A 10893-nucleotide genomic window follows, 5' to 3' on the forward strand; every position below is an offset into this window, starting at 1 on the left:
CCCGCAGGCCACACTCGGGTTGGCCTTTTTGTTGCGGGCTCTGGGTGCTTCATCAGCGATGTTTGCCAGTCTTGACTTTCGTTAAGGCGCTGCACGGTCCCCAACTGCATGCTGATCTTCACAAGCTAATCTGCGCAAAGGAGAGCGCGATGCGAGAAGTCATGACCAAGAGCATGGCCCGCAATATTTTCTATGGCGGGTCACTGTTCTTTATTCTTATCTTTCTGGCTTTGTCGGCCCATTCCCACTGGTACATCGTGAATTCCGAGAATGCCGCGAATCTTGATGACAGCGTGGTGCGGGGCAAACACGTCTGGGAAAAACACGCCTGTATCAATTGTCACACGATTCTGGGTGAAGGGGCTTACTTTGCCCCAGAGGTCGGCAACGTGATGACCCGGTGGGATGTTCTGGATGATCCGGAATCGGCCTTTGATGCCCTCAAGGGATGGATGGAAGCACAACCCACAGGCATTCCTGGTCGTCGGCAGATGCCCAATTTCAACCTCAGCGACGAAGAAATCCGTGATCTGACCAACTTCCTGATCTGGACGGACAATATCGACGCTCAGGACTGGCCGCCCAACGAGGCCGGCTGAGGAAGGGAACAGAGTAATGAAATACGAATCCCAAAAAATTGCTTATGCCTACTTTGCTGTAGCGATGGGCTTGTTCGCGATCCAGGTAATCGGTGGTCTGATCGCCGGCTGGATCTATGTATCGCCCAATTTCCTGAGCGAGCTTTTGCCGTTCAACATTGTGCGGATGCTGCACACAAATGCGCTGATCGTCTGGTTGATCCTGGGCTTCTTCGGCGCGGCCTATTTTCTGATCCCGGAAGAGGCCGAGCGTGAGATCCATTCGCCCATGCTGGCATATCTGCAGTTGATCATTCTGGTGGTTGGTACACTGGGCGTGGTTTTGACCTATACGTTCAACCTGTTCGAAGGAAACTGGCTGCTGGGCAAAGAGGGGCGCGAGTTCCTTGAGCAACCCAAATGGGTCAAGGCCGGCATCGTCGTGGCCGCACTGATCTTCCTTTACAACGTGTCGATGACGGTTCTGAAGGGCAAGAAGACCGCGATCACCAACATCTTGCTGCTGGGTCTTTGGGGGCTGGCGCTGCTGTTCCTGTTTGCCTTCTACAACCCTGGCAACCTGTCCTTGGACAAGCAGTACTGGTGGTATGTTGTCCACCTGTGGGTCGAAGGTGTGTGGGAACTGATCATGGCCTCGATCCTTGCCTACCTGATGCTGAAGCTTACCGGTGTTGACCGTGAGGTGGTCGAGAAATGGCTTTATGTCATCGTCGCGGCCGCGCTGTTCTCGGGCATCCTAGGAACTGGGCACCACTACTACTGGATCGGTACCCCTGCGTACTGGCAGTGGATCGGTTCGATCTTCTCGAGCCTCGAAGTGATCCCGTTCTTCGCGATGATGGCCTTTGCTTTCGTCATGGTCTGGAAGGGCCGTCGGGACCATCCCAACAAGGCCGCGCTTTTGTGGTCGCTTGGCTGTGCCACGCTGGCCTTCTTTGGCGCCGGGGTATGGGGCTTCCTGCACACGCTGCACGGGGTGAACTACTATACCCACGGTACGCAGATCACCGCAGCCCACGGTCACCTGGCCTTTTACGGTGCCTATGTCTGCCTAAACCTGGCGATCTTCAGCTATGCCATGCCGATCCTCAAAAACCGCGATCCGTACAATCAGGTGATGAACATGGGGTCGTTCTGGCTGATGACCAGCGGCATGGTCTTCATGACCTTCGTGCTGACTTTCGGCGGAACCGTGCAGACGCACATGCAGCGCGTGGTCGGAGACTACTTCATGGACGTGCAAGACCAGATCGCGATCTTCTACTGGATGCGCTTTGGCTCTGGCGTCGTGGTGGTCCTTGGTGCGCTGTTGTTCATCTACTCGGTCTGGGTGCCTCGCAAAGAGATCATCGAGCCGGGCGCAGCTGAAACCCCTGCGGAGTGATGCAAATGGATGGCTCCATTCAAATGGGAACGGGGGCGGCTGACGCCCCCTTCTACCTGCCCCAAAGCGATGAATGCGATGTGTTCACCGCCGCCTATGCCAACAACTTGCCGGTCCTGCTGAAAGGTCCGACAGGCTGCGGAAAAACCCGCTTTGTGGCTCATATGGCCGCGCGCCTTGGCCGTCCGCTTTACACAGTGGCTTGCCACGACGATCTGGCCGCGGCCGACCTGATCGGGCGATACCTACTGAAAGGTGGCGAAACCGTCTGGGTCGATGGCCCGCTAACCCGCGCGGTGCGCGAAGGCGCAATCTGTTACCTCGATGAAGTCGTTGAGGCCCGCAAGGACGTGACTGTCGTGCTGCACCCGTTGACCGACGACCGGCGCATCCTGCCGATCGACCGCACAGGTGAAGAGCTCGAGGCTGCGCCCGGTTTCATGCTGGTGGCGTCTTACAACCCCGGTTATCAGAACATTCTGAAAACCCTGAAACCCTCGACCCGGCAGCGTTTTATTTCGCTGGAGTTCGACTTCCCCTCGCCCGAGATGGAGGCCGAAGTTGTCGCGCAGGAAAGCGGCTTGCCGCTGGAACGCTGCAAGCCACTGGTCCGACTGGCCGGTAAGCTGCGCGGGCTCAAGGGTCAGGATCTCGAGGAAGGCGTTTCCACCCGTCTGGTCGTCTATGCCGCGACGCTGATCGCACAAGGCATGTCCACCGACCGCGCCATCCTTGCCGCAATGATCGAACCTCTGACGGATGACGAGGATATCAAACGCGGGCTCCTCGATCTTGTCACGGCTGTCTTTGGGTGAGGCCGGCCGATGGTCAAGATCGACTTTGAGCCATGGGAACCCGAAGAAACGATCGGGAAACTGTGGCACACCCTCGCCAGCCGCCTTGATGCACCTGAGGTGCACGTAGGAGCCGCGGTCGACCTCTCTGAGGTCGCGGGGCGGCTGGCAGTCCTTTTCCGAGGGCTGGGAGGTAGTCCGGGCGTTGAATTGCGTCCGGTCTCACCCGAGGTTTCCCGTCATCGTTTAAGCTGGCGTCGCCGGCTGGCTACCGAGACTGAATTGATGCCGCGCGCCTCGTTTGATGGCGAGGTTCTGCGCCTGCCAGATCGTCTGGCGGTGTTTCCCGTGCGCGAGGCAAACGGCGCATTGTATATCTGGCTGGCGGCAGCAGCCGCGCATGCCGGAACACGAATTGACGAAGATGACCCGCTGCGCGCCGATTTGCGAGCGCTGATCGCCGCTCGAAACATGGTCGAGGCGACATTGGAAGGCGCCCCGGGCCTTCACCCGCTTTACACCGAGCTTTGCAAAGGTTTTCTGCTTCAACGCGACACCCCCAACCTTCCGCCTGTCGAGGCCGCTGTCGAAGAGCTGATCCGGCACAGACTGGGCGATCGCGCCGAATTGTCGGAGCAGGCCGAAAACCTGTTGGCGATGGACGATCAACTGACCGCACCGCGCGGCTATCAACCGATGCGCCCGGTCCCACTGTGGCCCGCACTGCGTGCGGTTGGCTTTTCCGAACACAACGAGGTCGAAAACCCCGATACCGAGGGTCCGCCTGAAGAATCCGGCGAGAAAACTCACCGTGCCCGCCGTCGCAAATCCGATCAGGCGTCCCGCAGCGACAGCTTTATCCTACACAAGTTCGAAGCCATCCTCAGCTGGGCTGAGTTTCTAAACATCAATCGCCGTATCGATGACGATGATCCCGACAACGCCAAAAAGGCTGCCGACGACCAAGAAGAGATTGGCCTTGGGCAGATCTCCAAGGCGCCGCCCACCAAGCTAAAACTGCATCTGGACCTCGCCCCTGAGGATGTGAACCGAGAGCGGTTGTCGGGCCGTATCCTCTATCCCGAATGGGATGTGCGGACGGGTCGGTATCTGCCCGATCACGTCAATGTTCTGCTCTCGGATGCAGATATCCGCGAAGACGCGGCGGAGTTTGGCAAGGACCCAGCCGCCGCTCGCCGTATCCGCGCGGTCAAGCGCCAGTTCGAGGCGTTGCGCCCCGGTCGTGTTATGACGCGCGGCCATCTGGATGGCGACCAACTGGATATCGAGGCCGCCGTACGGGCACAGGTTGATCGCTGCGCAAATGGTGAAGGAACCGAGCGTATCTGGATGCAATCCCGTCCCGAAGCGCGCGACCTTGCCGTCTCGATCCTGCTGGATGTCAGCCGCTCCACTGAAAGCGCCGTCACAGGACGGGCCGTGATCGACATCGCGCGCGAGGCACTGGCCGCGCTGGCCTGGGGCCTGAACGCCTGTGGTGACGATTTCGCCATCCACGCCTTCAGTTCGCTAAAACGCCAACGCGTCTACGTCCAGCGCTGCAAGCGCTTTGATGAGCCGATGGGTACGACTGTCGAACAGCGCATCGCGTCGCTGCGGCCGGGCCATTACACGCGGCTTGGGGCCGCGATCCGCCATTGCTCGGCCGATCTAGCAGGTCAAAGCCGAAAGCGGCGGTTGCTGTTGGTCATCACCGATGGCAAGCCTAACGATCTGGACCATTACGAGGGGCGCCATGGTATCGAAGATACCTGCATGGCCGTCCGCGAGGCGCGCCGCGCCGGGCATTCGGTGTTCGGTGTGACCATCGACAAAACCGGCAAAAGCTGGTTCCCGCGAATGTTCGGACAAGGTGGGTTTGCGGTCATCCCCGACCCGCACCGCCTGACCATGGCGCTGCCGCAGATCTACCGCCAATTGGTCGGCGCATGAGCGATACCTCCCTGATCGACGAGCTTCCAGGTGAGTTGTTGATGTGGGTGCTCATCATCTCGGAGCTGTTGGTGTTCGGGGCAGGCTTGATCGCCTTCATGGCCGTTCGCCTGACCGACCCTGCGGGCTTTGCCGAGGCGCAGTCGCATCTTTATCGCACGGGTGCGGCCTTCAATACAGCAGTGCTGGTCACGTCAGGTTACCTCGCCGCGCAGGCGCTTCTTTGGCGCAAGGTGGCACGCCGTGGTGCCGCACGTCTTGCCTTGATCGGTGCTGCCCTGCTGGGAGTAGTGTTCCTGATCATCAAAGGGGTCGAGTACACGGGAAAAGCGGCGCAGGGGATCACGTTTGAGACCCACCCGTTTTTCATGTTCTACTACCTGCTGACCGGGTTTCACGCAGCACATGTGTTGGCAGGGGTGGGTATCCTGGTGCTCGTTGCCTGGCGCGACGATGCACGTAACATCGAGGCTGGCGCTCAGTTCTGGCACATGGTCGACCTGGTATGGATCATGCTGTTTCCCGTGATTTACCTTCTGGGATAGGCACCGTGTCACAGGCTTCATCTTTTTTCAAATGCGCCCGCCAGAGGCTCCCGAACTCACTCCTGCGTGCTTGGCTTACGTTGCTCGCGCTAAGCCTTGTTTCCGCATTGTTGACCATGCTGCCCGTACTACCGGAGCTTCTGGGCGCCGGTATCCTGATCCTCGCGCTGATCAAAGCCCGCGTTATCCTTGCATTGTATCTGGACCTCGCAAAAAGTCAGGTTTGGCTGCGCGGGTTCACAGCGGTGCTGACCGGCTTTGTGCTCGTCATCTTTTCCCTCTACCTCATGTGATCAAAGAAAAAGCCGCCTTCAAGAGCGGCAAGTTCTCAGGTGCGATTGGGCACCATGGCTATTGCGCGGCCATCGGCATCCGCGCGATCTGGCAGCGGTGCCACAGGGCCGACAGGGCGCCGACCAGATGGTCAATATCCTCGTCCGTATGCACAGGCGAAGGGGTGATCCGCAAACGCTCGGTCCCTTTGGGCACGGTTGGGTAGTTGATCGGCTGGATATAGATACCGAACTCTTCCAACAGCGTATCCGAGATGAATTTGCATTTCACCGGATCGCCTACCATCACGGGGATGATATGGCTGGGGTTAGGAAGGTGAGGAATTCCTTCGGCATCCAGTCGGGCACGTACCTGCCCCACGCGTGCTTTTTGAAGATCACGTTCGGTATTCGACTGTTTCAAATGCCGGATCGAGGCCGCAGCACCAGCTGCAATCGCGGGGGGCAGGGCCGTCGTAAAGATGAACCCGCTGGCAAAGCTGCGCACGAAATCGCACAGCGCAGCCGAAGCGGCGATGTAACCGCCAACCACGCCGAATGCTTTGCCCAGCGTGCCTTCGATCACGGTCAGCCGGTCCATCAGCCCCTCACGCTCGGCAATGCCACCGCCACGGGGGCCGTAAAGACCAACGGCGTGAACTTCATCCAGATAGGTCATCGCGCCGTATTTGTCGGCCAAATCGCAGATACCCTTGATCGGAGCGATGTCGCCATCCATTGAATAGACAGATTCAAACGCGATCATCTTGGGCGCGTTGGGGGCGGCCGCGGCCAGTTTCGCCTCGAGGTCTTCAAGGTCGTTGTGCTTCCAGATGACCTTTTGCGCGCGCGAATGGCGGATGCCTTCGATCATCGACGCGTGATTCAACGCATCAGAGAAAACGATCAGGCCGGGGATTTTGGCCGCCAGAGTTCCCAGCGCGGCCCAGTTCGAGACATAGCCCGAAGTGAACAGCAGCGCGGCCTCTTTCCCGTGCAGATCGGCCAGTTCATTTTCCAGCAGCACGTGGTCATGTGTTGTGCCCGAGATGTTGCGCGTGCCACCCGCACCTGCACCGTAGCGATCCAGTGTGTCATGCATCGCACCAATCACCTCCGGATGCTGCCCCATGCCCAAATAGTCGTTGGAACACCAGATCCGCACATCTCGCTGCACCGCTCCATCAGTCTGGCGCGCGTTTGGGAAGGCCCCGCAGTGCCGTTGCAGATCTATGAAAACGCGATAGTTTCCTTCGTCCCGCAAATCATCAAGGCTCTGGGTGAAAAATCGCTGGTAGTCCATCTCACACACTCCCGGGAATACTGGCTTTGACCTGAGGTTAGGCATGGTGGCGGTGCGATGACATGACAATTGTCAAGTTGTGGCGCAGGAAAAAGCTGGTGCAGAGGATTCAGGTTTGGCATAGCCATAAGGCAACGAATGTACCGGCTGAGAGATTGGCCAGGGAAAAAGGGGGCACTTCTTGGCCCATGAAACACAAAAGGCAATCGCCAGACAGTCGCTCTTGCTAAAAAGCCTGCCAGAGCACCATATCGACAAACTGCTCAGCCATGCGATCTGGCGGCGCTACGACCGGGGTGAGACGATCTTTCTGCAGGAGGAAGAAGCCAAGGCCGTACACGTTGTTCTGGCGGGTTGGGTCAAGCTGTTTCGCATGGCGCCGACTGGGGCCGAGGCCGTCGTCAGCGTCTTTACCCGTGGCGAAAGCTTTGGTGAGGCGGTCGCGCTGCGCAATGTGCCTTACCCAGTCTCTGCCGAGGCTGTTTCGGCCTGCGAAATCATGCATATTCCCAGCCCGCTTCTTTTGTCCCTGATGCGCGAAGACCCTGAGATTGGCGTGTCGATCCTGGCTTCGACTTTTACCCATTTGCATTCACTGGTCGCGCAGTTGGAGCAACTCAAGGCTCAGACCGGCGCACAGAGGGTGGCCGAGTTTCTGCTGAACCTGTCCGACAAGGTGTCTGGCGGCTGCGAGGTTGAGCTGCCTTATGATAAAATGCTGATTGCCGGGCGCTTGGGCATGAAACCCGAAAGTCTGAGCCGGGCGTTTTCGCGACTCAAGCCGGTGGGTGTGAAGATCAATCGCAATCACGCCGAAATCGCGGATATCCAAAGCCTGCGTGACTATGCCGAACGCGACTCGTCCGAGAAGTAGCGCACATTCCGCTTCGATAGGGTTATTAGCGCAGACATTTTGGCATATTTGCTAGCGTTTTTTCGCATGTTTGTGTACAATGATGCCAGTTCTGCCGCGTATTTCGGCGGGGGGTGCAGCATGACACACGACCGCAACGGTGGCCCTGACAGGCCGCCCTTGGTTGCGCTCAGCGTCGCCAAGGTCGCTCTTTCGGTTCGGGCCAAGCTGCTGGTGGCTTTTCTAGGAATAACCGGTCTGCTGGTCTGTTTGGTGTTGTTTGGTCTATATGCTTTGCATCAGGCCAATCTGCGGTCCGAGACGATGATGCGCGATCAGGAGCGTATTGCGTTTTTTAATGACACCCACACGACGATCTCGAACCTGAACACACATCTACTGTCCTTGTTCGTTCCGCAAAACCTGAAAGACTTTCCTCGTCAGAACGGATTTCTGGGAGCTTCTACGCGTTCGATACTTCACGTTTCGGCAGCACTAGAGCGTAACCTTGCCCTTGGTTTTCGCAGTTTCGGGCAGCCCGGAATGCCGGATGCGCAGGCGATTGCGAACCTTCGATCTGACCTTCAGGACATTTTACCGGCAATCACTGAACTGCGCCGTCTAAACCGCGAAGGCAATCTGTTAGCCGCAGCGCAACACGGTATCGACCACATGTTCGAGCCGCTCCAAGCCATGCAGCGCGAGGCGTATACCGTGGCGCAGAATGTCGAACAGGAAGTGCGCGAACTGGCGCGGACTACAGAACAAGCATATTTGACTTCACGCCTAAGCATCACGGCTGCGGCGATCGCGGCGATTGGGATTGCCCTTTTGTTGGGATATTCGATTTCGTCGTCCCTGTTGTGGCCGATCGAACGTATCCATGCGGTGCTCAGCAAGCTGTCCCGGGGTGGGTTCGACAACCGGATTTCGGTTCCCAATCGGGACGAACTGGGCGAGCTGGCAAACCACGTGAACCAGACCAGCGAAAAACTGGGTGCGCTTTACGGGCAAGTCGAAGTGCAAAAAGCCCAACTAGCTGATTTGAATGCAGCGCTGGAAACTCGGGTCGCCAACCAGATAGAAGAGATCGAGCGCACCAATCGTCTGAAACGTTTCTTGCCGGCGCAGGTGGCAGCGATGATTGTCGGCGCGACGGATGAGGCGGATGTCTTGAGAACCCGTAAGGCCGAGATCACGGTTCTTTTTGCTGATCTGCGCGGGTTCACGGCCTTCGCCACCGTTGCCAATGCGGATCAAGTTGTCGCGGCGCTCAACTCATTTCACGGCACTTGCGGGCCGCTTGTTGAGGCCTGCGGGGGAACATTGGAACGGTTTCTTGGCGACGGTTTGATGGTTTTGTTCGGCGCGCCGGTGCCGCTGGATGATGCCGCGCAGAGAGCCGTTGATCTGGCCCAGAAAATGCAAGTGGATGTTCGAAAGGCGATGGTCCCATACAGGGCGGGTATAGCGCAGCATGGTCTTGGCCTCGGCATTGGGATCGCAACGGGCGCAGCGACCTTGGGTCGGATCGGTTTTGAGGGTCGTCTGGATTACTCGGCCATCGGGCCTGCGCCCAATCTGGCGGCACGCCTGTGTGAAATCGCCAAGGACGGTCAGGTGCTTGTCTCAAATGCAACTGCGCGTCAGGTCCGGATAGATATGACCCCGGCGGGACCGTTCGATCTTAAAGGCATTGGAACCCGCGTTTCGGCCTTTGAATTGGCGCGTCTGGTCGAAAGCCGGGCGGCGCCTCACGTTTGTGCCCCCTATCCCTGACAAATGCAGGGAGTTGAGCCCGTCGTAACTTCAAAAGGCGGGGTCCGGCGGTCATGTGCCAGCGATGAGCGCGCCTACAACCTACAAGACTGAGCCAACCAAAACGGCTTCAGTGCGCACTCTGAAGACGGCCCAATGGGAACGGCAACTCACCCGACGCGTGGGTCAGCGAGTGTGTTTGACTTAAGGTGAGGGTGACGAACCGACTGTTTGCCGGGGCGCGGTCCTTTTCGTCCTACCTGGCGGATAACTGTCCCGCAAAGCGTTGATTTCGGATGTCGTCCGGGGATGTCTTGTAATGGGCGCGGAAGGCGCGCCCCAAAGCGACGGCAGAAGAAAACCCGGTGGCTGCCGAAATCTCTCGCTGCGACAAATCCGTTGTCCGAAGCAACGTGTCAGCCCGTTCCAAACGCAACTCTCTGTACGTTGTCAAAAGCTTTGTCCCGGTTCTGTTTAGGAATCGACGCTGCAACTGTCGGGTGGACGTACCCAGCATTTGCGCCAGATCCGAGATCCGCAATGGCTCCTCAAGATTATCACTCATCGTTTCGATGGCTCGTCGCACTTGTGGATCGGCCTCGGACCGTTGGAAAAGCCGGATTGCAAGATGGCTCTTGGCGGTCCTTTTAGGCTCGGACAGTCCGATGTATCCGCGCAGAGTGTCTGCGAGGTGCTCTCCGTGATCGATCGAAACGAAATTGGACAACAACCGTAAAGCGCTTAACCGGGTCGATGCGCTGTGCAAACGGTTATCATTGGCCATGTGGATACCCGATCCATCTTCGATCAGTCCGATTTCCTGCGCTGCGGCCGTGAAGTTGGGGTGCACCGCGGCGACTGTTTTTTCTGCCCGCCCGATCTGAGCAAGCAGCAAAACGGCGCTGCCGACAAATATTGTGCGCGACGACAGGTTCACAACCTGTGAGGTCCAGGATTTCTCAGAGTCATTCAACCGCCAGTTTTCGTGGATATCCCCCCAAAACAGTGCCGTTCGCCCAGACCAGTACAGCGGCCCTTCGACCGGATCTTTAGCCAACCTGCGAATGTTGATGATGTAAGAATGATGTTCGACCAGCCTGTTCAAGGCATCAAAGAAATCCAGGACGATCTGTGCAGATGCTTCGGTGTCCTCGCCAGAGAGGACAACATCGACGTGATGATTTCTGTTGGGTGTTTGCCTGGCAACGCAGGCTTGCCGTGAACGGGCATTTTTGAGGACATAGTGTTTCATTGTTCCTCCACCTGATGGTCTTTGGCTTTGCCCTTCGGGGCACCGCCCATTTCTTATGGCCGACCCCCATAATTTCGGGGGTCGGTCGTGAGTTTCAGCCCGCTTACTCAGCGGCTTCTTCGTAAGCGTCCATTGGGGGGCATGTGCAGATTAGGTTTCTGTCGCCATATGCGTTGTCGA

At 58.0% G+C, this 10893-nt stretch carries 10 protein-coding genes; 8 read left to right on the forward strand and 2 right to left on the reverse strand.

Going from position 1 to position 10893, the window contains the following annotated elements; translation table 11 throughout:
* Positions 1 to 149: 149 nt before the first annotated feature.
* Genes AC2FID_RS11310 through AC2FID_RS11335 form a run of 6 tightly spaced genes read left to right on the forward strand, consistent with a single transcriptional unit; the run spans position 150 to position 5568 of the window.
* On the forward strand, positions 150 to 599 hold the full coding sequence (locus tag AC2FID_RS11310; protein ID WP_058275223.1) for a c-type cytochrome: 450 nt from the start codon (positions 150 to 152) through the stop codon (positions 597 to 599).
* Between the two features lie 16 nt (positions 600 to 615).
* Positions 616 to 1983, forward strand: a complete 1368-nt coding sequence (locus AC2FID_RS11315; protein ID WP_058274912.1) for a cbb3-type cytochrome c oxidase subunit I — start codon at positions 616 to 618, stop codon at positions 1981 to 1983.
* 5 nt (positions 1984 to 1988) lie between these two features.
* Positions 1989 to 2798: a CbbQ/NirQ/NorQ/GpvN family protein gene (locus AC2FID_RS11320; protein WP_496760665.1), complete on the forward strand. Its 810-nt coding sequence runs from the start codon at positions 1989 to 1991 to the stop codon at positions 2796 to 2798.
* Between the two features lie 9 nt (positions 2799 to 2807).
* Positions 2808 to 4730, forward strand: a complete 1923-nt coding sequence (locus tag AC2FID_RS11325; protein ID WP_496760664.1) for a nitric oxide reductase activation protein NorD — start codon at positions 2808 to 2810, stop codon at positions 4728 to 4730.
* A complete protein-coding gene (locus AC2FID_RS11330) occupies positions 4727 to 5275 on the forward strand; it encodes a cytochrome c oxidase subunit 3 (RefSeq protein WP_496755312.1) in 549 nt (182 codons plus the stop codon). The genes AC2FID_RS11325 and AC2FID_RS11330 overlap by 4 nt, the downstream gene beginning before the upstream one ends.
* On the forward strand, positions 5236 to 5568 hold the full coding sequence (locus AC2FID_RS11335) for a cytochrome C oxidase subunit IV family protein (RefSeq protein WP_496760663.1): 333 nt from the start codon (positions 5236 to 5238) through the stop codon (positions 5566 to 5568). The genes AC2FID_RS11330 and AC2FID_RS11335 overlap by 40 nt, the downstream gene beginning before the upstream one ends.
* Positions 5569 to 5626: 58 nt before the next feature.
* Here AC2FID_RS11335 and hemA read toward each other — a convergent pair whose 3' ends face one another.
* Positions 5627 to 6850 carry a 5-aminolevulinate synthase gene (gene hemA, locus AC2FID_RS11340; RefSeq protein WP_496836862.1) on the reverse strand — a complete coding sequence of 408 codons (1224 nt, stop codon included), beginning with the start codon at positions 6848 to 6850 and terminating at the stop codon, positions 5627 to 5629.
* 181 nt (positions 6851 to 7031) lie between these two features.
* On the opposite strand from hemA, the gene AC2FID_RS11345 reads away from it, so the two are divergent.
* Entirely contained in the window at positions 7032 to 7724 is a 693-nt protein-coding gene (locus AC2FID_RS11345) for a Crp/Fnr family transcriptional regulator (RefSeq protein ID WP_058274905.1), read from the forward strand.
* A gap of 120 nt (positions 7725 to 7844) precedes the next feature.
* Complete coding sequence (locus AC2FID_RS11350; RefSeq protein WP_496836863.1) at positions 7845 to 9482, forward strand: adenylate/guanylate cyclase domain-containing protein; 1638 nt, start codon at positions 7845 to 7847, stop codon at positions 9480 to 9482.
* A 235-nt stretch (positions 9483 to 9717) separates the two neighbouring features.
* Here the strand turns inward: AC2FID_RS11350 and AC2FID_RS11355 are convergent, their stop codons facing one another.
* Positions 9718 to 10713 carry a helix-turn-helix domain-containing protein gene (locus tag AC2FID_RS11355; RefSeq protein WP_282170256.1) on the reverse strand — a complete coding sequence of 332 codons (996 nt, stop codon included), beginning with the start codon at positions 10711 to 10713 and terminating at the stop codon, positions 9718 to 9720.
* Positions 10714 to 10893 lie beyond the last annotated feature (180 nt).

The sequence above is a fragment of the Ruegeria sp. CDSC068 genome (assembly GCF_059610545.1).

What these genes read in the sequence shown, in the direction of transcription:
- AC2FID_RS11315 (WP_058274912.1), top strand. Translation starts at nt 616, where the DNA reads ATGAAATACGAATCCCAAAAAATTGCTTATGCCTACTTTGCTGTAGCG.
- AC2FID_RS11310 (WP_058275223.1), top strand. Translation starts at nt 150, where the DNA reads ATGCGAGAAGTCATGACCAAGAGCATGGCCCGCAATATTTTCTATGGC.
- AC2FID_RS11355 (WP_282170256.1), bottom strand. Translation starts at nt 10,713, where the DNA reads ATGAAACACTATGTCCTCAAAAATGCCCGTTCACGGCAAGCCTGCGTT.
- hemA (WP_496836862.1), bottom strand. Translation starts at nt 6,850, where the DNA reads ATGGACTACCAGCGATTTTTCACCCAGAGCCTTGATGATTTGCGGGAC.
- AC2FID_RS11325 (WP_496760664.1), top strand. Translation starts at nt 2,808, where the DNA reads ATGGTCAAGATCGACTTTGAGCCATGGGAACCCGAAGAAACGATCGGG.
- AC2FID_RS11350 (WP_496836863.1), top strand. Translation starts at nt 7,845, where the DNA reads ATGACACACGACCGCAACGGTGGCCCTGACAGGCCGCCCTTGGTTGCG.
- AC2FID_RS11320 (WP_496760665.1), top strand. Translation starts at nt 1,989, where the DNA reads ATGGATGGCTCCATTCAAATGGGAACGGGGGCGGCTGACGCCCCCTTC.
- AC2FID_RS11335 (WP_496760663.1), top strand. Translation starts at nt 5,236, where the DNA reads ATGGATCATGCTGTTTCCCGTGATTTACCTTCTGGGATAGGCACCGTG.
- AC2FID_RS11330 (WP_496755312.1), top strand. Translation starts at nt 4,727, where the DNA reads ATGAGCGATACCTCCCTGATCGACGAGCTTCCAGGTGAGTTGTTGATG.